The sequence below is a fragment of the Povalibacter sp. genome (assembly GCF_036520495.1).
Lineage (GTDB): Bacteria > Pseudomonadota > Gammaproteobacteria > Steroidobacterales > Steroidobacteraceae > Steroidobacter.
This window is the reverse complement of the sequence record NZ_DATDJO010000052.1, coordinates 21,406-43,988: the sequence shown is the minus strand read 5'-3', so window position 1 is coordinate 43,988 and position 22,583 is coordinate 21,406. Positions and strand designations below refer to the sequence as shown.

The following is a 22,583-nucleotide window of genomic DNA, read 5'->3' as shown; positions in this document are numbered from 1 at the left end:
CATTTATTTCGACCCGGTGTCCACCGGGGGGATCTTCGTTGCAGCTCACGTGCTGCTCATGGCGCCATCCGGTGCGCAAGAATTCGTGCGCCTCCAGGATCGGTGTGTGAAACTCGGCCTCCTGCAGGACAACTCAACAAAGGCAGGGCATGGGGACCGCAGCCGCAACGATCGCCACCCGGGGCGTCGAAAAGAAACACCGTCGCGTGATTTTCGCGTCATCACTCGGCACCGTTTTCGAGTGGTACGACTTTTACCTGTACGGCGCGCTGTCCGCAGTCATCACGAAGCAGTTTTTCTCCGGCGTCAACGAGACGACCGGGTTCATTTTCGCCCTGATGGCATTCGCTGCCGGGTTCTTCGTACGACCCTTTGGTGCGCTGCTGTTCGGGCGCTTTGGCGACATGATCGGGCGCAAGTACACGTTCCTCGTCACCATCGTCATCATGGGCCTGTCGACGGCGCTGGTCGGCTTGTTGCCGAGCTACGCAACCATCGGCGTCGCAGCTCCCATCATTCTCATCATCCTGCGCCTGCTCCAGGGTCTCGCGCTCGGCGGTGAGTATGGTGGCGCGGCCACCTATGTGGCTGAACACGCGCCCGACGGCAAACGCGGTCTCTACACGAGCTGGATCCAGACGACCGCGACACTGGGGCTGTTTCTGTCGTTGCTCGTCATCCTGTTGTGCCGTGTTGCGCTCGGTGACGCCTTCGATGTCTGGGGCTGGCGCATTCCGTTCCTGGTGTCGATCGTGCTGCTCGCTGTCTCTGTCTACATCCGTCTGCAATTGCAGGAGTCGCCGGTCTTCCTGGAGATGAAGGCGGAGGGCAGGGTATCGAAGGCGCCGCTGAGCGAGGCCTTCGGCCAGTGGAGCAATCTGAAGATCGTGCTGCTGGCGTTGTTCGGAGCGACAGCGGGGCAAGCGGTCATCTGGTACGGCGGGCAGTTCTATGCGCTGTTCTTTCTCGAGAAGATCCTGCAGGTGGATGCGAAGGCAGCCAACCTGATCATCGCCGCGGGATTGTTGATCGGTACGCCGTTCTTTGTCGTGTTCGGTGCGCTCTCGGATCGCATCGGCCGCAAGAAGATCATCATGGCCGGCTGCATTCTCGCTGTGTTCACGTACTTTCCGGTCTTCAAGGGACTCACTCACTTTGCGAACCCCGCGCTCGAGCACGCGGTCGCTACCGCACCCGTGACCGTCGTTGCCGATCCGGCGGACTGTTCGTTCCAGTTCGATCCGGTGGGCAAGAAGGCGTTCACGAATTCCTGCGACGTCGCCAAGTCGTATCTGGCGAAGGCCGGCGTGCCGTATGAGAACGAAGTGGCGTCCGCGGGCAGCGTTGCCCGCGTTCGAGTCGGTGCGGCTCAGTCGGGCGTTTTCGTGGATTCGTTCGCCGGTAATTCATTGCCGAAGCAAGAGTTCAAAGCAGCGTCGGATGCATTTGCCGCAAAGTTGAAAGGCGAACTCAACACTGCTGGTTATCCGCCGAAAGCCGACATGAGTCAGCTCGACTATCCGATGGTGATCGCGCTCTGCGCCTACCTCGTGATCCTGGTCACGATGGTGTACGGACCGATCGCGGCCTGGCTGGTCGAACTGTTCCCGGCCCGCATCCGCTACACCTCGATGTCGCTGCCGTATCACATCGGCAACGGATGGTTTGGCGGCTTCCTGCCGGTGACGTCGTTTGCGATCGTGGCGGCGACCGGGGACATCTACAACGGCCTGTGGTATCCGATTGCCGTTGCCCTGATGACGGTCGTCATCGGCTCGCTGTTCCTGCGAGAGACACGTGACCAGCCGCTGATGAAGTGACGAATGCCAGGGGCGGGTACCCCGGTCCGGCATTCGTCATCCCCGTGACCAACGGCGACCAAGGGACGTCGCGCGGGGAAATCCCGCGGGACGGAGGCGGGATCCATCCTCTGCGCTGCATCCGAAGCCAGCGTCGATCGACATTTCTTCGGAGCTGCCGCCGGGGCAGCGCGCTTCTTGCGATTGGTGAGGATAGGGCGAGGGGCCTGGCGGACCCGGCTCGTACCGGGAAGGGCAACGCAAATGGGCACTCCCAACTCAGGATGGAGGCCGACGCGGTATGCGACAGCGAATCTGTGCGCGACGCTGGCACGAACCCGACGTTGCGGTGACATCTTCGACGCTGGGATGAAACAACGGAAGGCGTCGCCAAGACGCTTGCCCTGTCGTCATCAGTTGCACGGCCGACAGGCGCGCGCGGCGAAAGTGGTGACCTGGCTGAGTCAGCTGCGATTTATTCCGGCAGGGACGCGCAAACTGCGAGCGCCGCGCCGTCGTGATGCATCACCCGGTTCCACGAATCCGTATCAGTGCAGCTGCATCGGCCTCATGTCGAGCAAAGTACTGCTTTCCCACGATCGCATCGCTGGCACGTGACTTGGATGTGACCACGACAAGCCCTGCACGGATGCAAGGGTGGCGTCACAACGAAGTCGGCAAGAACCTGGCAGGTCTTCATGCATCGAACCGGTCGAGGCACGATGTCGCGTCGTGGCTTCCTGCAGATTGCAGGCGCCGTGGGTGGGTCAACGGCGGTGTATCGCGCCGCCATGGGGCTGGGCTTGCTGCCGCTGGTTGCCAATGCACGTCCGCAGGTTGCTGCGGCGGGACCAACGCCGCTGAAGGTGATCGTTCTGGGGGCCGGCATTTCCGGCCTGACCGCGGCCTACGAACTACACCGCAAGGGCCATAGCGTCCAGATCATCGAGGCGTCGCATCGCGCTGGCGGCCGCAATCTCACCCTGCGTTCCGGCGATCGGATCGATGAGACTGGTTATCCGCAGACCTGCCGCTTCGATGCGGATCCGGATCTGTACTTCAACGCGGGGCCGGCGCGCATTCCAGGCCATCACCATGCGCTGCTGGATTACTGCAAGGAGCTGGATGTCCCGCTCCAGCCATTCATCAACGACAATCGCAATGCCTGGGTGCAGGACGACGCGATGTTCGGCGGCAAACCGATTCGTGCGCGCGAATACATGACCGACACGCGCGGCTTCATCGCCGAACTCATGGCGAAGTCGCTCACGCCGCAGCAGATGCTGGCGCCGATGACGCCTGCGGACTGGGAACGGATGCGTGAGTACGTACGGCAGCTCGGCGAGCTGGACGACAATTTCCGGTACCTCGGTTCGAGCCGTGCCGGGCTCGCGCGTCACGACTACACCCATCCTGACTTGCTGAAACCGCCGCTCAGTCCGAGCGAGCTGATGAAGTCGCGTTTCATGTACATCATGAGCTTCGGCGAAACCGACGATCAGGCGGCCATGATGATGGAACCGGTGGGCGGCATGGATCGCGTTGTGTCCGGGTTCATGCGCAAGGTCGGGCACCTCGTGCAGCTGCAGTCACAGGTGCAATCGATCCGGTTGCAGGAACAGGGTGTCGAGGTGACCTATCGCCGCGATGGCAAACTGGTGACGACGCGCGCCGACTATTGCCTCAACTGTATTCCGCTGCACCTGCTGGCCGGCGTCGATCACAATTTTCCTGCGGACTATGCCGCCGGTTTCACTGCCATCCCGCGCGGCAAGTTGTTCAAGATCGGCTTCCAGATGAAGGAGCGCTTCTGGGAGAAGCAGGGCATTTACGGCGGTATTTCGTGGACCATGCAGGACATCCAGCAGATCTGGTATCCCTCGCACGGCATCCACCGTCAGAAAGGTGTCGTGCTCGGCGGCTACAGCTGGGATCCCGCCGCATGTGACCGCTTCACACGTCTGGCACCGGCGGAGCGATTCGAACTGGCCATCCGGCAGGCGGAAAAAATTCACCCGGACTATCGCAACTACATCGAGAGCGGCGTCAGCATCGCCTGGCATCAGATGAACCACATGCTCGGGTGTGCGGCTCAATGGGACCACGATCTGCTCTCCCGCTGGTTCAAGCGCCTGCAGGCGCCGGTGGGCAATCACTATCTCATCGGCGATCAGGTGAGCTATCACCCGGGATGGCAGGAAGGTGCGATCGCCTCGGCGCATCACGCCATTGCGGATATCGAGCAACGCGTGCGTGAGCTTCGCGTGGTGGCCGCATGACGCGTCGCGCCAGTGTCTGGTTGATGATGATCGTGGCGAGCTGCCTTGCGATCGAGATCGCTGCTGCCGAGGACTTTGCCTACTGCATCCTGTGTCACGGAACGAACGGCAATGGCAACGCGGCGATTCGCGCGCCGCGCATTGCCGGGCTCGAGCCGTGGTACGTGCGCCGACAACTCGAGGCGTTCGCTGCCGGCATTCGTGGCACTCATCCGGACGATGTGTCGGGACTGGAGATGACACCCGTCGGCGTGCGGCTGGCAGAGGAAAAGATGCTCGAGGACGCGGTGCGGTTCGTCGGCTCGCTCGGGCCCGGGAAACCTGCGGCAACGATCGCTGGTGACGTGCAGAAGGGAAAACAGCTCTACGCTGCCTGCAGTGCTTGTCATGGTCCGGCAGGCGAGGGCAACCAGGCGCAGCAGGCACCGGCGCTGGCTGCACGGAGCGACTGGTACCTCGTGCAGCAGATCAATAACTACAAGCTTGGCCAGCGCGGTGCGGATGCACGCGATACATTCGGTGCCCAGATGCGCGCTGTCGTTGCGACCCTGCCTGACGATCAGGCAGTCGCCGATGTCGTGGCATACATCAATACCTTGAACTGACGGGCAGAAGCCGTCTCCCCCGGGTGCTTATGGAGTGCTTATGAAGAGTTGCTATTCCTTCTCGACGTCGGCGATGCGTGTCGTGGCGGGCTGCGTCGTCGCCATGACTCTCGGCGGTGTGTGCCAGGCGGCGGAGATCGTTCGCCATCCCCTAGCCGGCGGTAGCAAGTTCCCGATCGCGCGCGTCGTGGAAGTCCCGGCCGGCAAGACGCTCTACTTTCACAGCGGCATCGTGCCGGGACCGCTGGATTCCAAGGCCCCCGCAGGAACTCCGGAATACTGGGGCGACACGAATGCCCAGGCGCTGAGCGTGTTCTCGCGCATCAAGGAATCGCTCGACCCGCTCGGTCTGACCTTCAAGGATGTGGTGTCGATGACTGCCTATCTCGTGGGCGATCCAGCGAAGGGTGGCAGGATGGATTTCGACGGCTTCATGGCTGCCTACACACAACATTTCGGCACGGCGGACCAGCCGAACCTGCCGTCGCGATCGACCGTTCAGGTCGCGGGTCTCGCGACGCCGGGCATGCTGGTCGAGATCGAAGTAACGCTCGCGCGCTGACTGCACTTACAGAGTGCAGCGGGTCAGTCAACTCGCTGCGCTTTGCACCAGCCTTTGCTTCCTGCAACAACCATCGTGGTCCGTGGTGCGATCACGAGAGGATCTGCGCTCGAGAGCGCAGTTGATCCTGTTGTCGCGCCGGTGCCGCTGACAAAGCTTCAATTTGTTGTAAATCAATCGATTGTTCGCCGGACGGGCGACCTCACTCCGTGCGGCCAGCGCACGGTTGGTACACGCTGGCCAGCTTATTGCACTAAGCCCATCGATCGTTACTGACGGCGGTAGTCGTTGTATACACAACACGCGGGCGGATCTCGTCATCGAGACCACGCACGGACGACGGCTCATCGCATCCTGGCCACACAGATGAATCTCGGAGGTTGCAGTGAGCATCCAACTCAGAAAATCGTTGATGATTGCGATGGGCGTGACGCCGGTCCTGCTGATCGGTCTGAGTCCGGCGACGGGGGCCGCAGAGCCCGTTGAGGAAATGATCGTGACGGGCGTGCGCGGTGAGGCGCGTTCGCTGACCGACTCGACGGTGCCCGTGGACGTGCTGTCGGGTGCGGAGTTCAAGAACCAGGGCGACACCGACCTCAGCAATCTGCTGCGCAATGTAGTGCCTTCGTACAACGTCAACGCGCAGCCGATCAGCGATGCGGCGACGATCGTGCGTCCGGCGAATATGCGTGGTCTGGCGCCGGATCACACTCTCGTTCTCATCAATGGCAAGCGGCGGCATCGCGCATCCGTTATCTACTGGCTCGGCAACGGCGTGTCTGACGGCGCGCAGGGGCCCGATATCTCGGTGATTCCGTCGAGCGCATTGAAGCAGCTCGAAGTGCTGCGCGACGGCGCCTCGGCACAGTACGGCTCCGATGCCATCGCCGGCGTGATGAACTTCATTCTCAACGACAGCAGCGAGGGTGTGAACGTCGAAGCCCGCTATGGCGGCTTCTATGCGGGAGACGGCGCGCAGTATGCCGTGAGCGGCAATATCGGCCTGCCACTGACCGAGCATGGCTTCTTCAATCTGAGCTTCGAATACGGCGAGTCGGATCCCACCAATCGCAGTGTGCAGCGCGATGACGCGGCGGCATTGATCGCCGCAGGTAACACGAGCGTGTTGAATCCTGCCCAGGTCTGGGGTTCGCCCCATCTTGAAGACGACCTGAAAACGTTCGTCAATTTCGGCGTCGACGTGACCGACGATGTCTCGATCTACGGCCACGGCAACTACGCCTCGAAGACGGCGACGGGCGGCTTCTATTATCGCAATCCGAACACGCGTGCGGCGGTGTTCTCGCCGGGCGATCCAGAGATCAATGGAACCGAACTCCTGGTGGGTGACCTCAATCCCACGAATGGAGTTGGGTGCCCGACTGTCTCCATCACCAATGACGTTCCGGATCCAGCCGCGCTGGCGCTGATTTCGGCAGGCGGCGCACTCGATTCCGAGTGCTTCGTGTTCAACGAAATGTTCCCCGGCGGATTTACGCCGCAGTTTGGCGGTGACGTGACGGACTATTCCGCACTCGCAGGCATTCGCGGCGAGGCCGGCAAAGTGCACTGGGATCTCAGTGCAGGCTATGGCTACAACCGGGTTGATTTCTTCATCGCCAATACGGTCAACGCCTCCTACGGCCCGGCGACGCCGACGACGTTCGATCCCGGTTCCTACACGCAGGAAGAAATCGGTGTGAACGCCGACGTGTCCTATGCGCTCAGTGACGCCGTGACGCTGTCCGGTGGCGCGGAGTGGCGTGAAGAGACGTTCGAGATCACCGAAGGTCAGATCGAGTCCTGGGATTTCGGCCCGCTGGCACCGCAAGGCTTCAGCGCAGCGTCCAATGGTTTCCCCGGCTTCAGTCCGGAGATCGCAGGCAGCTGGAGCCGGGCGAACTACGCGTTGTATGCGGACGTCGAATGGAAGGTCATCGAGGACTGGCGGGTCGACCTGGCAGTGCGCTGGGAGGACTATGACGACTTTGGCACCACGACCAACGGCAAGGTGGCAACGCAGTATCGATTCAACGATGCGTTCGCCGTGCGCGGCAGCTGGAGCACGGGCTTCCGCGCGCCGACGCCGGGGCAGTCGAACGCGGCGAACGTCACGACTCAGTTCAACCCGGAACTCGGAGAGTTGGTGAACGAAGGCACCATTCCATCGACGAATCCGGTTGCCCTGCTGCGCGGCGGCGAGCCGCTCAATCCTGAGGAATCGGAGAACTTCAGTGTCGGTGCGATTCTCGAGGTCGGTTCGTTCACCTTCACGGCCGACTACTACGTGATCGACATGACCGATCGCATCGCGCTTTCGCAAACCTTCGAGCTGACACCGGATGAGGTCGAAGCGCTGGTCGCGTCTGGCGTCACGAGCGCCGCGAACCTGCAGGGCTTCCGCTTCTTCACGAACGACTTCGATACCCGGACCAAGGGCATCGACATCGTCGGTACTTACAACACCTCCCTGTTCGGCGGCGATTCGGCGCTGAGCCTGGTGTTCAACAACAACAAGACCGAAGTGACGAAGTACAACCCGGATACCCTGAACGCTTCGCGCATCCGCAATCTCCAGGAAGGACTGCCGGAAACCCGCTGGGGCCTGACGGGCACCCAGACATGGGGACCGCTGCGATTCCTCGCCCGCGTGAGCTGGTACGACGGCTGGTATGACAGCGAGGATGGCGTCGACTACGACGGCGGCAACTTCGTCTTCGACGCGGAAGTGGCCTACACCGTCAAGGATTCGCTGACGTTCGTGCTCGGTGCGCAAAACCTGTTCGACGAGTTTCCGGATGAAAATCCAGGCGGTGCCGCCGGTGCTGGCAACAAGTACAGCGCCTACACGCCGTTCGGCTTCAACGGCGGTTTCTGGTACGGCAAGATGAGTTACAGCTTCCGGTAGCAGCTCGGTGGAATGAAGAGGGCCTGCGTAATGCAGGCCCTTTTCTTTTCGGGTCCGGAAGCGTTTCACATGTCCGGGCTGAAGTCGGACCCACAAGGAAATTCAAAGACCCGACTGCGGAAAGATCCTGCCGCAATCAGATCACTTTCTCCTCGCGCAGCGCCGTGCGTTGCTCGGCGGTCAGCTGCAGCAGTTGCTGCAACACTGCGTCGGTATGCTCTCCCAGTTTCGGTCCGGGCCAGTGCGTCGCTCCCGGCGTCTGCGACAGACGCGGCAGGATGGCCGGGATCTTCAGCGGGGCGCCGTCGACGTCGACCTGCTCGAACAATCCGCGCGCATTGAAATGCGGATCCGCGGCCATGTCGGCGACGCTGTAGATCGGTCCGCCCGGCACGGAGATGTCGTCGAGAATCCGCAGTATCACCGCGGAGTCGTTGGCGCGCGTCCATGCCGCGATGACGTCGTCGATTTCCTGCTGATGACTTACGCGCCCTGCATTGTTCGCGAGCCGCGGATCGTCGGCCAGGTCAGGCCGGCCGAGCGTGCGCATCAGGCGTTGAAACAGCGAGTCGCCGTTGGCGCCGATCACCACGTGCTTGTCGTCGGCGCACAGGTACGTGTTCGACGGCACGATGCCGGTCAGCGTCGATCCCGAGGGACCGCGCACGACGCCGCTACCGTCGTATTCCGGCACCACGCCTTCCAGCAGATTGAACACTGACTCGTAGATTGCGACATCCACCGTCTGACCCTGGGTCGATCCGCGCTTGGCCAGCAGCGCCAGCAGGATGCCGATCACCGCGTGCAAGCCGGCGAGCGAATCGCCGAGCGACAGGTTGGGTCGCACTGGCGGACGATCCTCGAAGCCATTCACGTAGCGCAGTCCGCCGATCGCTTCGCACACCGAGGCAAAGCCGGGCTTCGATGCATACGGGCCGGTCTGGCCATACCCCGAGATTCGCGCGTAGATCAGGTCGGGTCGCAACGGTTTCAGATCGTCGGGGCCCAGTCCCCATTTCTCCATCGTGCCGGGCTTGAAGTTTTCGATCAGCACATCGCATTGGCCGGCGAGTTGCTTTACGAGTTCCCGTCCGCGCTCCTTCTGCAGATCGATCGTTACCGATTTCTTGTTGCGCCCCAGGCTGTGCCACCACAAGGAGGTGCCGTCGCGCAAGATCCGCCAGTTGCGTAATGGGTCGCCGGTCGGCGGTTCGATCTTGATGATCTCGGCGCCGAAGTACCCGAGCAGGCAGCCGGCAAACGGGCCGGCGAGTAGCTGGCCGACCTCCAGGACGCGGATACCTTCGAGCGGTGCTGCCATGCAATAACCTCAATGAATGGTGGGAAGGGAGCGGAGCCTACCGAATGGACGGCTGTCTCTGTGAGCCAGCGCACACTTTCAGCGGGCCCCTACATACGCCGCACCGGAGCGAATGGCACATTGTCGCCCCCATTCGCGGCAATTCTCAGCTTGATGAGCGTGCCTGCAGGTAAAGATCCGGTCGCTGCGGCGCCCGCGCCCGCCTCTCCAGATGAGGATGGATCGCGGTTCCGGCCCGGCATCGCCGCGCGCGTGGCACTGGGATTCGCGGTGATCGCGGTCGCCATTTTCGCTGCCAACATCCTCATTCAGAAGAGTACCAGCACGGCGCGCGAGCGCATGCGGCAGCTGGTGGTCAAGCACGAGCCGGTGGTGCATGCAACCGAATCGCTCGCGAGTGCGATCTCCGTCTATGAGCGTGTCGCCATCGATCGTGCGGAGCGTGGCGTCGCTTCGTTGAAGACGGTCGAGGTCGCTTCACAGAACGTCGCCGATGCGACTGCGGCATACCTGGCCATTGCCGAGGACGCTGCGGCACTGCAGTCGTTCGCAGACGAAGTGGCCGCCTTTCGCACCGCTGGCACCGAACTCGTCAGGTCCGGCGGTCTGCATCGCGCGAAGCAGCAGGCGTACTGGACGCATCTGCGTGAACTCGATGATCTGCTGAACGCACCGCAGGCGCAGGCTGCGCGCTTTGCGGGCGGCGTGTTCGCCAGCGAAGCCTTGCTGGATCTGTCCCAGTCGCTCGGTGCCATTCGCGAAAACGTCAGTGCGGCAATCGGCGTGCAGGCGCCCGACAGCCTGCGGCATGTGGTAGCCAGCGAATCGGCGTTCACGCGATCTCTGCAGCGGCATCACGCCGCCCTGGAGAAATCGCAGGGCAACTCATGGGTCGAGGATATCTCGGAGCGATTCCGCCGCTTGCTGAACGAGCGCCGCGGAATCTTCGATGTCGCTGCCGACCTGGAACAACGGTCGATCGCCTTTCGCGATCGCGGCGCTGCGCTGTGGTCGAAGGTGCTGACGCAGTTGGGGGCTCCGGCGCGCCAGGCGCTGGCGCGTGCCGATGAACTTGCCGCGCAGGCAGCGCAGGATGCCGACCAGGATCTGCGCTGGGGTAGTGCCTTCGTCCTGCTGCTGCTGCTCGTCGTGTCGCTGCTGACTGTCTCGGGAGTGACGGCACCGGTGCGACATCTGACCAAGGCCACGCGCCGACTGGCCGCCGGCGCCCGTCATGCGCGGGTGCCGCGTGGCGGTGTGCGTGAACTCGATACGCTGGCCGGCGCATTCAATCAGATGGCCGAAAAGATCGAGCGCGCCGAGGAGGAAGTGCGCCGCCAGCACCTGCAGCTGGAGTCGCGGGTGGTGGCGCGCACGCGCGAACTGGAGCACCTCGCGCATCACGATCCGCTGACGCAGTTGCCGAATCGACGCAAGCTGTTCGAACACCTGCAGGCCGTGCTCGGATCAGCGCAGCAGCGACGTATCGCGCTGCTATTCATCGATCTCGACAACTTCAAGACCATCAACGACAGCCTGGGTCACGAGTTTGGCGACCGCGTACTGCAGGCCGTCGGCGAGCGTCTGCGCAGCGAGAATATCTTCGCCGGCAGCTTCTGTGCACGCCTGGGCGGTGACGAGTTCACGCTCCTGTACGACGATCCCGAGAGCATCGAGGAACTGTGTGTCGCCGTGCTGGAAGCATTTCAGAGGCCACTCGCGGTGTTCGGCAAGGAGCTGCGCTTGAGCGTGAGCGTGGGAGCAAGCCTGACGCCGGATCATGCGAACGATGGATCCGCCTTGTTGCGTGCCGCCGATGTCGCCCTGTTTCAGGCGAAGGAAGCGGGCCGCAATCGCTGGAGCCTGTTCGCTCCGGAATTGCTGCAGGTCGCTTCGGAGCGGTTCCAGACCGAGCAGGCGCTGCGGCGCGCCATCGAGCGCAACGAGTTCGAGCTGGTGTACCAGCCCGAAGTCTGCTTCGAGACGTTGACGGCGCCGACGGTCGAGGCCTTGATTCGCTGGCACCGTCCGGACGGCGAGATTGTGTTGCCGGGGGACTTTCTGCCGGTGGCGGAACAGTTCGGTCTGATCGCCGAGATCAACGACTGGGTGCTGCGGACCGCGATCCAGGATGTCGTGCGCTTGCGCCGCGAATCGTGGCAGGCCGCGAAAGTGGCGGTGAATGTTTCCGCGCATCAGCTGCTCGCGCCCGACTTCGTGACCCGCATGAATGCATTGCTGCGGGAGGCAGGATTGCCGGGTGGTTGCCTGGAACTGGAGCTCACCGAGAACGTGTTCCAGACGGGCGCCCGGACGATCGAGGTGCTGCTGGAGCTGCGTGCGCTCGGTTGCAGCGTCGCCATCGATGACTTCGGTATCGGCTATTCCTCGCTGACATCGCTCGAACGTTTGCCGCTGACGCGCGTGAAGATCGATCGCAGTCTGGTCGCGAGTATCGACACCGGCGCGCGCTCGGCAGCGATCGTTCGATCCATCATCGGTCTGAGCCACAGCCTCGGCTTGCAGGTCACTGCGGAAGGCGTCGAGCGTCCGGCGCAACTCGCGCATCTGATGAATGATCGCGGCGTACATATGCAGGGTTTCCTGATCTCCCGGCCGCTGGCGTTGACGGCCATCCCCGGCTTCGTGGCCGGCGCGCCGCAGCTCCTGAATTCGCTGATGCAATCGCTGCCGCCGATTCATGCGGATATCGACAGCAGCGGCATCGTGCGCACTCTGCGCAGTGCAGCGACGCGCAAACCGTAGAGCGGATATCGCCGGTCAGGGAACCGCGCCGCCCGGCCCTGAGTTTCCTCAGGCAGATCTCGGCGATATCTCTGCCACGGGAGCCTCAGTGCCGCACACCCAGGTCGTCACCCGCATCAATGGCGCCTGGGTGTCTCTGTTCGCCGTCGTGCTGGTGACTGTGCTGCTGTGGGCCGCCAAGGACGTATTGCTGCCCCTGGCGCTGGGGATCATCCTCGCCTTCATGTTGTCGCCGCTGGTGCGACTTTTCGACAAAGCGAAGTTGCCGCGTTTCGCCAGTGTCACGCTGACCATGATGCTGGCGCTCGGCAGTGTGGGCGGCGCGGGCTATGTCATCGCCGATCAGTTCGCAGACCTTGCGACGCAGGTCACGCGCTACACCTCGCAGATGCGCCAGAAGGCGACCGAGTTGCGCGCCGGCAGTAATGCCGCATTCAAACAATTCACTCGTACCGTCGACCGCGTCACTGAGCAACTGGATGGGCATGCATCTGAACTGCGTGCGGCGCAGCCAGTGCGCGTCGTGGCCTCGGGCCTGTCGCCCGTGGAACGATTGCGCGAAAAGGCCGCAGCGATCTTCGAACCGCTCGCGAGCGCCGTCATCGTGCTGGTGCTCGTCGCCTTCATGCTTGGACAGCGCGAGGATTTGCGCGATCGACTGATCCGGCTCACGGGCACCGACAATGTCATCGTCACGACGCGCTTGCTGGACGAAGCGGCGCAGCGCGTGAGTCGCTACCTGGTCGCACAGACCCTCGTGAATATCTGTCTTGGCGCGCTGGTTGCCGCAGGTTTGTACTGGATCGGCGTGCCCTATGCGGCCCTGTGGGGCGGACTGACCGCGGTCCTGCGCTTCGTACCCTATGTGGGTACGACGTTGTCGGCACTGCTGCCCGCGGCGCTCGCGTTCGCCATCTTTCCAGGCTGGACCGAGACGCTGCAGACGCTGGGCATGTTCCTGATCCTCGATCTCACCACCGGTTATTTCATCGAGCCTTTGTTGTTCGGTCGGCGTACCGGCGTGTCGTCGTTCGCATTGCTGGTATCGGCATTGTTCTGGATCTGGGTGTGGGGTCCCATGGGATTGCTGCTCGCGACGCCTCTGACCGTGTGCATCGCTGTACTGGGCCGGCATGTCAAATCGTTGCGATTCCTGGCCGTGCTGTTCGCGGACGAGCCCGCGCTGCAGCCGCACGTGGGCTACTACCAGCGATTGCTGGCACGCGATGAGGACGAAGCCAATGCGCTGGCGTCCCGCATGGCCGCGGAGCTCGGTGCAGTGGGCGTGATGGATGAAGTGTTGATCCCGGCGTTGCGCCTGGCCGAGCAGCACTATTCGAGATCCGAAATCTCGCAGGAGGATATGGATTTCGTGGTCGAGGCGACGGCGGAGATCGTCGTGCAGATCCGTGCGCGCCAGCAGAAGCCGTCGCCAGGCGAGACCGGCATTCTGCTCGTCGGCACCAGCGGCTGCGCCGACAAGGTCGTGTTGGAGATGCTCGCAACGGCCATGGAGGGCAATGGACATGCAGTGACGACCGTTGGAGAGAATGAAACGGCCGCCGAAGCCGTGACGCGAGTGGTGACAAGCAGACCGGATCTCACGTGTGTCGTCGCGGTGTCATCGACCCGTGGTGCGCAGGCGCGTGGCCATTGCCGTCGCATACGTTCGGCACTGCCTTCCGCCAGGCTGCTGGTGCTGCGGCCACTGCCCGATATGAACGACACAGCGCGTTCCATCGGCCGCATGAAGGAAGCAGGAGCCGATCGCGTTGCCATCACGCTGCGCCAGGCCATCGAGCAGGCCGCGCAGCTCCTCGATCGGGCGGCGCATCGCCGCAGATCGAACGAACGCGAAGTCGACGTCGCCGCGCATCCGCAGACGTCGAATGCCTGAAGGCCGTTACGAGGGAGAAGACGATCGCGTCCTGATTGTGGGGTTCGACTTTAGTCGAACATCTGATTCTTCGGATGTCCGGCTACGATCGAAGGAAATTCCGCAGGAAGTCTGGACCCACAAAGAGAGCACAGAGAGCCGCCGCTATCGACTCGAGTAACGGCGATTGTTCCTAGAGTGTGCCGACGCGTGTCGGATCGTCGGGTGCGACGATGCGCGCCAGCCAGCCGTCGGTGCGTTGTCCGTCGCCGCTGCGCAGCCAGCCGAACACGATGGTGTGCCACAGCACACGCTGCACATAAGTGCGCGTTTCGTTGTACGGGATGTTCTCGATCCAGATGTCCGGGTCGATGGACTCGCGCGGCAGCCAGCGGGTGGCCGCGCTTGGGCCGGCGTTGTAACCCGCCAGCGCCACGGCTGTCTGTCCACCGAATCGATCCAGCAACATGCGCAGTTGCCCGGCGCCCAGCGTCACGCTGGTGGAAGGAACCAGCAGATCGCTCGCCGAGGGGCGCGGCCGTTGCCAGCGCTGCGCGGTGCTGCGTGCCGTCGGGAGGATGAGTTGCAGCAGTCCGTACGCGTTGGCCGATGAGACAGCATCCGCGCGATACAGGCTCTCCTGTCGCATGACGCCATAGATCAGGTCGGCGTCGACGTCGGTCAGTTTCGCGGCAACACGCACTTCGCGGTCGTACGGCCGCGGATAGAGCAGCGCGTAGTCGTTGAATACGCGCAGCTGCGTTGCCGTGGCCACTGCCTGGTCATACCAGCCCCAACTTGCCGCGAGGTGGATCATCTGCGGTCGCTTGTCCGCAGCCAGCGCATCGAAGCCGTATTGCCATTCGGCAGAGGCTTCGCGCCGCAGGTTGGTGCGCAGCAGTTCCGACGCACGCACGAAGGATGGGAGCTGGCCCATTTCCTTCAGCAACACCTTGTCTTCGACGATGCGTTCCGGATGCGGTTTCACCGCACGGTCGAGGCGCGCGGATGCCATCACGGAATAGTAGTTGTCGTCGGCGATGACGGATTCATAGAGCTGTTCGGCGAGCGCGCGATTGTCCTGTTCTTCGGCGGCGCGGGCCGCCCAGTAACGCCAGCGCACGAGCTGTCGCTGCTCGTCGGGCATGTTCGCGACGATGGTCGACACCTGCTTCCAGTCTTCCGCCCAGAGAGCCGCACGTACGTGCCACTCGCGTGCGGTTTCGTCGAAGTCGGCGGAACGGACCATGGCGAAATAGCCCAGTGCGGCAGGATCGCGATCGTGCGACAGCGGCAGTGCGAGTTTCAGCGCATAGGGGCTGGCAGCAGCGTCATCCAGCTTGCGTGCCTTGACGAGCAGATTGAAACGACTCAGGGCCCCGATCCGATCCTTGCGGGCGAGCTGAGACCATCCCGCCAGCAGTGCATCGGGCTCTACCGGCGTCTGCGGCGACGTGATCAATGCATCGATGCCTCGCTGCGGATTGTCCAGGATGCTTGCCCACTGCTGTAGCGGCGCGGCCTTTGCTGCAGGCAACTGCGCGATGATCTGACGCGCGAAACTCGTGGTGCCCTTCGCGAGTGCCAGACGCGCGCGCTGTTCGATCAGTGAATCGGGCAATGCGTTTTGTGTACGCAGCCACGCAAACGGCGCATCGCACTCCGGCAGGCTCTGCGGCGTGAGCCACTGTGCAGCGACCTCCCTGGCAAGTCCTTCCGTGCGCCCCATCTGCAGACGTGCGACGAAACTCTGACAGCGCAGTGCATCCCCCGCCACGGCTTCGCGATAGTTCGCGAGGAACGGTTCCCATTGCTGCCGCGTCGCGAGACTTTCCAGCCATGCACGGCGCAGGCCTCGCGCCACCGGCTCATCGTTGTAGTAGGCAAGGAACGTTGCCGTGCGTTCATCCACCGACTCGAGCGATGCGCCAGGAGTCTTCAGCGCCTGGCGGATTCGAGCCGCTTGCAGGTACGGGTACAGCGGATAGGTACGTAAATTCTCGCTATCCGCCGGTGCAGCGCCGGGCTGCGAGGCCCGGGCATAGGCCTGCGTGAATTCGACACGGACACCGCGAAGCGGATCCTCAGCCGCCAAGGCGGACGCAGCGAATGAGAAAACCGCGAGGACGGCAACCACAGAGCGGCGCGAAATGAACGAATCGACGGGCATGCCGAAAGAGTAACGGCAGGAGCGCGTCGGCGCCATCGTGGATGAGCGCCGACGTGCTTGCGGTGATGCGTCTGAGTGTGCGGTGTCGGTGGAACTGGCGCTGCAACTGCAGCGTTTGCCTGAGTTGGGGGTGCGGGAGGCGAGGGAATGAACGTTCTCGACTGGCTGGCCGGCGAATCGACCATCATCAAACCGCTGGATGCGCTGTTGCGACTGCTGGTCGCCGTCGTGTTCGGCGGCATCGTTGGCTTTGATCGTGAACTGCGCAACAAGCCGGCCGGTCTGCGGACGCATATCCTGATCTCACTCGCCGCCGCGCTGTTCACGCTGATCACCTTCGAATTGCACGGCGAGATCATCCAGCAGGGCGGGGATCGCATGGCCGCCGATCCGATCCGCATCATCGAAGCCGTCACGGCGGGGGTTGCCTTCCTGGCGGCGGGGGCCATCATCCAGAGTCGCGGCACCGTACGCGGGTTGACGACCGGCGCAAATATGTGGCTTGCAGGAGCGCTCGGTGTCGCGAGCGGCGCGGGCTACTATGTGCTTGCGACCATCGGTGCGGTGTTCGCGCTCATCGTGCTGTCGGTGCTCGGCGCACTCGAGGCGAGGTTGGCGGCAGGGGCGACCGATGATGACGAAGCATCCGCTCGGCGCCGAGGCCGTTCCGATCAGATGAAATGACCGCCAGGGCGTCGTCCAATGGCATCCGAATCCGGCCAGTTCTCCGGCGTCGTCGGCGCTAAGGTGCGAGCCTGCAAGTAGTCGGAGAGAACGTCGTGACGGATCAGGCCACCCTCGCGGGATTGCAACCGGGTGTCGACTTGCGTACCGCATTCAGTCGCGTCTGTGGCGATACCGACATAAACGATGCGCCGAACAGCGTCAGCCTCGACTGGATCGAATCGCCTGTCGGCCCACTGCTGGCGGGCGCCACGTCAGAAGCGGTCGTCCTGCTGGAATTCAGCGAACGCAAAATCCTGGAGGAGCAGCTCGAGACGGTCCATCGACGGCTGAAGTCCCCGATCATTCCACGCAACAACCGCCTGCTGGATGAACTGCGTACGCAGTTGCGCGAATACTTCGAGCGTCGGCGCCGCGATTTCGATCTGCCGCTCGCCTATCCGGGAACAGCGTTCCAGGAGAAAGTCTGGTCGGCGCTGCTGCGGATTCCCTATGGGGAAACGCGGTCATATCTGCATCTCGCGCGCTCCATCGGCGATGCGAAGGCGACGCGGGCTGTCGGAACAGCCAATGGCATGAACCGCATCGCCATCATCATTCCGTGTCATCGCGTGATCAATTCGAACGGCGAACTGGGCGGCTACGGTGGCGGTTTGTGGCGCAAGCGGATTCTGCTCGACCTGGAAGGAGGGCAGGAACAGTTGATAGTTGATAGTTGATAGCGAGGAAGGGGAACCGATTTCCAGAGATCCGAGTGCGGTTCGCGCTATCCACTGTCCACTATCAACTGTCCCGGAACTTGAGATGGTTGTCCGAGGCCCCACTGAAACGTAGCATCGTCGTAGCTTCAGAACACAGGGTCAGTCAATCATGTTCAGCCGATATTCATCCGCAACGATCGCAGCTGTGTTGCTGGGAGCCCTCGTGCTTACCGGTTGCGCCAGCACCAATCGTGCGCCGCCCACACGAATCGACTACGACAAGAAGGTGGATTTTTCGGTGTACCGCACCTATGGCTTTCCCAAGGAGACGGGCACGGACCGCGGCGGCTATTCGACGTTGGTGACGACGTATTTCAAGAGTTCGATTTCGACCGCGATGGAGGCCCGTGGCTACAAGTACAGCGAGGAGCATCCCGATCTGCTGGTCAACTTCTACATGAACACCAAGGACCGTACCGAGACGCGGCCGTCGCCCATGGTCGGCTACGGCTACTACGGGTATCGCTATGGCCTGTACAACGCCTGGCCGATGTACGACGACGATCGCACCGTGACGTACAAGGTCGGCACGATCAATGTCGACATCGTCGATGCCGAGAAGAAGCAGCTGATCTGGGAAGGCGTGTCCGAAGGCCGCGTGTCAGAAGAGGCCATGGCGAATCCGAAAGTGACGGTCAATGCCGTCGTCACGGAGATGATGCGTCAGTATCCGGGCCGCCCGAACATGTGAGGCAAGGCACGCGCTGACAGTTTTTCTGGCTGTGGGTCCGGCTTCAGCCGCGACCCGCGGTCTTGAGTTCAGCCGCTCAGCAGCTGATCCATTTCCTCGGGCGTCAGCTCGATCTCGATCAGATCGTAGTCCGCGCTGGCATGGACTGCGTGCGTGCCGGGCTTCAGTCCCTTGCTGGAGCTGCGATCGTGGAGGGTGATGGTCTCGGGCAGATCCACCAGCTCCTGATCGCTCAGCTCAATCGATAACTCGGTCGTGTACTGCATGGAGGGAACTCGTCAACAGCATGGACGGTGGCATGCTGCCAGAGCGCGTGCCGTCGTGCGCGCACCAGTTCACAGGAGGGGCGTCATCCTTCTGCCGAATCCCCCGGCGGATTTTCCCCGAACCCATGCCGCACGCGCTTACCGTGGCGGAGACTTACCTTAATGCGACCTGCGTCGCTCCATCCGGTATGCGGTACCTGGCACCGGTAATTCCAGTCTGATCGTCTGCGGCCCGGGTCACTACCGCGTCAAAGACTTCCTGCAGGTGGAAGTCCCGCTTACCATCCCGCCGTGGCTCACGATGAGCTGACGACCGCCGCGCTTCTCTTCCTTCACTGATCGCTGCGCGGATCGATCAGTTCACGCGCCTTTCCGTGAACTGCAGTCAGCGAAGTACGAGCCTCGAGGTCATGGGTGTGAGCAAAACTTCCCTGTCCAATGCCGAGGCGCGGCGCATTGCACTCGCTGCCCAGCATTTCGATGCTGCAACGAATCTCCGGACGGTTCGAGACGTCGCAGCGATCGTGCGCAAGCTCGGCGCCGTCCAGATCGATTCCGTCAACGTGCTGGTACGTTCGCACTACCTGCCGCTGTTCTCGCGGCTGGGTCCCTATTCGCAGGACCTGCTCGATCGTGCCGCGTACGACCCGGACAAGCGGCAGTTGTTCGAATACTGGGGGCACGAGGCCTCTCTGCTGCCCGTGGAAATGTATCCACTGTTTCGCTGGCGCATGGATCTTGCGCGCCGAGGCGAGGGCACGTGGGGCAGGCTCAAACTTTACGCGACCGAGCATCAGGACCTGGTGCAGGCTGTGTTACGACAGATTCGCGAGCAGGGTCCGCTCGGTGCGAGCGAGCTTCGAGCAGCGGGTCCCGCGGGATCCCCTGTTGGCCATAAAGCGAGCGGCGGTTGGTGGGGCTGGAGTCAGGGCAAGGAAATTCTCGAATGGCTGTTCTGGATCGGCGAGGTCACGACGGCGAAGCGACGCAACTTCGAGCGCTTGTATGACCTGACGGAGCGGACCTTGCCGGCGGATGTGATCGCGACCGCGACACCGGAGAAGGGCGAGGCGCAACGGTCGTTGATGACGACAGCCGCGCGCGTTCTTGGCGTCGCGACTCTGCGTGACTTGCGTGACTACTTCCGGTTGCCGACAGAGGACGCAGCGAAGCGCCTGCATGAACTGGTCGAGGCGGGTAGGTTGGTCCCCGTGAGTGTGGAAGGCTGGAAGCAGCAAGCCTATCTGCACAGTGATGCGCGCCTGCCACGCAGGAGCGAAGCGGCTGCATTGCTCTCGCCGTTCGATTCGTTGATCTGGGAGCGTCAGCGCACGGAGCGGCTGTTTGGCTTCACGTACCGCCTGGAGATCTACACACCGGCGCACAAGCGCCAGCATGGTTATTACGTGCTGCCATTCCTGCTCGCTGAGCAACTGGTTGGGCGTGTGGATCTCAAGTCCGATCGCGCGCGCAGTCGCCTGCAGGTTCGCGGCGGCAGTACCGAGGAAGGGGTCAGTGTCAAAAAAAACAGCAAGCCGCTCGCGATCGAATTGCAGTCGCTGGCCCAGTGGTTGGGCCTGGAACGCGTTGAAGTCACCTCGCGACGCGGTGAGCTGATGAAGGCATTGAAGTCGGAGCTATCGGTCTGAATTGCGTCCGCCTCGCGTAGACCAGCCGAAGGTGCAGGTTGCAATGAACAGCATCAGGTAGAAAAAGACACTCATTGCCGACTCCTCGAATTCCAGGCTCCTTTGTTACTAGGACGCGGCCGCGCTCTGCGAGGTTCCACCGCAATCCGTAGGTAGTTGGCGACAATAAAGGGCTAAGGCTGCTGGGTTCTGTCCCGCGGGATTTCCTTCGGGTCAGACTGCTGGTCTGAGAAGATGCGGTCCGCAGAAACAGAAAGGCCGGGAGTTACCCGGCCTTTCTCATGCTCTGGCCAGCAGCCCAGAGTCCAGGTACCCAGCGGCCCTGAATCAATCGTCCACCAGGAAGCTGCGCAGCTGTTCGCTGCGGCTCGGATGACGCAGCTTGCGCAGCGCCTTCGCTTCGATCTGACGAATGCGCTCGCGCGTCACGTCGAACTGCTTGCCGACTTCTTCCAGCGTGTGATCGGTATTCATGTCGATACCGAAGCGCATGCGCAGCACTTTCGCTTCGCGCGGTGTGAGGCCGGCGAGCACCGAGTGGGTCGTTTCGCGCAGCGATTCCATCGTGGCTGAATCGATCGGGGAATCCACCGAGGTGTCCTCGATGAAATCGCCAAGATGTGAATCCTCGTCGTCGCCGATCGGGGTTTCCATCGAGATCGGTTCCTTCGCGATCTTGAGCACGCGACGAACCTTGTCTTCGGGCATTTCCATGCGCACGGCGAGTTCTTCCGGCGTCGGCTCGCGACCCATTTCCTGCAGCATCTGGCGGGAAATGCGGTTCAGCTTGTTGATCGTTTCGATCATGTGCACCGGAATACGGATGGTGCGTGCCTGGTCGGCGATCGAACGCGTGATGGCCTGCCGGATCCACCAGGTTGCGTAGGTCGAGAACTTGTAGCCGCGGCGGTATTCGAACTTGTCGACGGCCTTCATCAGGCCGATGTTGCCTTCCTGAATCAGGTCCAGGAACTGCAAGCCGCGATTGGTGTACTTCTTGGCGATCGAGATCACGAGGCGCAGGTTGGCCTCGACCATCTCCTTCTTGGCGCGGCGAGCCTTCGCTTCGCCCACGGCCACTTCGCGATTGATGTCTTTGACGTCGCCGATCGAGAGATGCACGCGTTGCTCGAGCGTCTGCAGACGCACCTGTGTCTTCTCGACATCGTCACGCAGGCGCGCGAGCGCAGCCGAATGCTTGCGCTTGGCGCGGATGTGCTTGTCGATCCAGGTGACGTTGGTTTCGTTTTTCGGGAAGGTGGTGACGAAGTCCTTGCGCGGCATGCCGGCATCGCGCACGCAGATCGTCATGATCTGCTTTTCCATGTTGCGGATTTCGGCAACGTGGTCGCGCAGCTGCAGGATCAGCGCATCGAACATCTTGGGCGAGAGCTTCAGCTCCATGAACTCGCCAGCCACTTTCTTGCGCAGCTTCTGCGTCTTCGGGTCCTTGGCGCCGTGCTGTTCGATCGACTTCAGCACCTGCTGGTGCAGCTTCAGGATCGAAGCGAAGCGGCGTGCCGCCTCTTCGGGATCCGGACCGGTTTCGAGCGTTTCCTCTTCTTCGGTCGCGCCTTCGGCTTCCTCGGTTTCCTCGGCACCCTCGGCGGGAGCCGCTGCCGCTGCCAGCTTCGGATTCACCGGCGCGGCGATCTCATCGGGTGCATTCGGATCGATGAAGCCGACGATGATGTCGACGAGACGGCCCTGGCCCTGCTTGACCTGCTCGTACTGATTCAGGACGTGCTGGAAGGTGAGTGGATAGCTCGACAATGCCGTGCGCACCGCGTCGAGGCCTTCTTCGATGCGCTTGGCGATACGGATTTCGCCTTCGCGGGTCAGCAGCTCGACCGTGCCCATTTCGCGCATGTACATGCGGACGGGGTCGGTGGTGCGACCGAATTCAGCGTCGACGGTGGCGAGAGCGGCGGCGGCTTCCTCAGCGGCTTCTTCGTCGACGACGACGGGCTCGTTCAGCGGCAGGGATTCGTTCTCCGGTGCCTTTTCGTACACCGGGATGCCCATATCGTTGATCATGTTGACGATATCTTCGATCTGTTCCGGATCGACGATTTCGCTCGGCAGGTGATCGTTCACCTCGACGTACGTGAGAAAACCCTGTTCCTTGCCACGGGCGATCAGAAGCTTCAGCTGTGACTGACGCTCATCGGTGATCTGCGCCGGTTCCTTCTTCGCTGCCAAAGTCTTGCTCAAGATACTGCCCTCAGGTGGCGGGTATGCGCGGG

General features: G+C 62.4%; 15 protein-coding genes. 11 read left to right on the top strand and 4 right to left on the bottom strand.

The window, feature by feature from the left end; all coding sequences use genetic code 11:
• Positions 1–149 precede the first annotated feature (149 nt).
• From VIZ63_RS18140 to VIZ63_RS18120, 5 genes are all read left to right on the top strand, one after another.
• Positions 150–1,820, top strand: a complete 1,671-nt coding sequence (locus VIZ63_RS18140; RefSeq protein ID WP_331611114.1) for an MFS transporter — start codon at positions 150–152, stop codon at positions 1,818–1,820.
• A gap of 677 nt (positions 1,821–2,497) precedes the next feature.
• Positions 2,498–4,078: a flavin monoamine oxidase family protein gene (locus tag VIZ63_RS18135; RefSeq protein ID WP_331611113.1), complete on the top strand. Its 1,581-nt coding sequence runs from the start codon at positions 2,498–2,500 to the stop codon at positions 4,076–4,078.
• Positions 4,075–4,683, top strand: coding sequence for a c-type cytochrome (locus VIZ63_RS18130; protein WP_331611112.1), 609 nt, complete (start codon positions 4,075–4,077; stop codon positions 4,681–4,683). Before VIZ63_RS18135 ends, VIZ63_RS18130 begins: the two co-directional genes overlap by 4 nt.
• A gap of 40 nt (positions 4,684–4,723) precedes the next feature.
• Positions 4,724–5,245, top strand: a complete 522-nt coding sequence (locus VIZ63_RS18125) for a RidA family protein (RefSeq protein ID WP_331611111.1) — start codon at positions 4,724–4,726, stop codon at positions 5,243–5,245.
• Positions 5,246–5,630: 385 nt separating this feature from the next.
• Positions 5,631–8,153, top strand: a complete 2,523-nt coding sequence (locus VIZ63_RS18120; RefSeq protein ID WP_331611110.1) for a TonB-dependent receptor — start codon at positions 5,631–5,633, stop codon at positions 8,151–8,153.
• A gap of 136 nt (positions 8,154–8,289) precedes the next feature.
• Here the strand turns inward: VIZ63_RS18120 and VIZ63_RS18115 are convergent, their stop codons facing one another.
• Positions 8,290–9,474 carry a CaiB/BaiF CoA-transferase family protein gene (locus tag VIZ63_RS18115; protein ID WP_331611109.1) on the bottom strand — a complete coding sequence of 395 codons (1,185 nt, stop codon included), beginning with the start codon at positions 9,472–9,474 and terminating at the stop codon, positions 8,290–8,292.
• Positions 9,475–9,633: 159 nt separating this feature from the next.
• On the opposite strand from VIZ63_RS18115, the gene VIZ63_RS18110 reads away from it, so the two are divergent.
• Both VIZ63_RS18110 and VIZ63_RS18105 read left to right on the top strand, forming a co-directional pair.
• Positions 9,634–12,240 carry a putative bifunctional diguanylate cyclase/phosphodiesterase gene (locus tag VIZ63_RS18110; protein ID WP_331611108.1) on the top strand — a complete coding sequence of 869 codons (2,607 nt, stop codon included), beginning with the start codon at positions 9,634–9,636 and terminating at the stop codon, positions 12,238–12,240.
• An 88-nt stretch (positions 12,241–12,328) separates the two neighbouring features.
• Positions 12,329–14,137 carry an AI-2E family transporter gene (locus VIZ63_RS18105; protein ID WP_331611107.1) on the top strand — a complete coding sequence of 603 codons (1,809 nt, stop codon included), beginning with the start codon at positions 12,329–12,331 and terminating at the stop codon, positions 14,135–14,137.
• A gap of 172 nt (positions 14,138–14,309) precedes the next feature.
• Here the strand turns inward: VIZ63_RS18105 and VIZ63_RS18100 are convergent, their stop codons facing one another.
• Positions 14,310–16,286, bottom strand: coding sequence for a lytic transglycosylase domain-containing protein (locus VIZ63_RS18100; protein ID WP_331611106.1), 1,977 nt, complete (start codon positions 16,284–16,286; stop codon positions 14,310–14,312).
• Positions 16,287–16,433: 147 nt separating this feature from the next.
• Between VIZ63_RS18100 and VIZ63_RS18095 the strand changes: the two genes are divergently transcribed.
• The 3 genes from VIZ63_RS18095 (at position 16,434) to VIZ63_RS18085 (ending at position 18,422) form a co-directional block, all read left to right on the top strand.
• Positions 16,434–16,970 carry an MgtC/SapB family protein gene (locus VIZ63_RS18095; protein ID WP_331611105.1) on the top strand — a complete coding sequence of 179 codons (537 nt, stop codon included), beginning with the start codon at positions 16,434–16,436 and terminating at the stop codon, positions 16,968–16,970.
• Between the two features lie 95 nt (positions 16,971–17,065).
• Complete coding sequence (locus tag VIZ63_RS18090) at positions 17,066–17,689, top strand: methylated-DNA--[protein]-cysteine S-methyltransferase (RefSeq protein WP_331611104.1); 624 nt, start codon at positions 17,066–17,068, stop codon at positions 17,687–17,689.
• A gap of 151 nt (positions 17,690–17,840) precedes the next feature.
• On the top strand, positions 17,841–18,422 hold the full coding sequence (locus VIZ63_RS18085) for a DUF4136 domain-containing protein (protein WP_331611103.1): 582 nt from the start codon (positions 17,841–17,843) through the stop codon (positions 18,420–18,422).
• 68 nt (positions 18,423–18,490) lie between these two features.
• Here VIZ63_RS18085 and VIZ63_RS18080 read toward each other — a convergent pair whose 3' ends face one another.
• Positions 18,491–18,688 (bottom strand): hypothetical protein, encoded by a 198-nt coding sequence (locus tag VIZ63_RS18080; protein ID WP_331611102.1) that lies wholly within the window; start codon positions 18,686–18,688, stop codon positions 18,491–18,493.
• A 416-nt stretch (positions 18,689–19,104) separates the two neighbouring features.
• Between VIZ63_RS18080 and VIZ63_RS18075 the strand changes: the two genes are divergently transcribed.
• Positions 19,105–20,337 carry a winged helix-turn-helix domain-containing protein gene (locus tag VIZ63_RS18075; protein WP_331611101.1) on the top strand — a complete coding sequence of 411 codons (1,233 nt, stop codon included), beginning with the start codon at positions 19,105–19,107 and terminating at the stop codon, positions 20,335–20,337.
• Between the two features lie 327 nt (positions 20,338–20,664).
• Here the strand turns inward: VIZ63_RS18075 and rpoD are convergent, their stop codons facing one another.
• Positions 20,665–22,551 (bottom strand): RNA polymerase sigma factor RpoD, encoded by a 1,887-nt coding sequence (gene rpoD / locus VIZ63_RS18070; protein ID WP_331611100.1) that lies wholly within the window; start codon positions 22,549–22,551, stop codon positions 20,665–20,667.
• Positions 22,552–22,583: the final 32 nt, after the last annotated feature.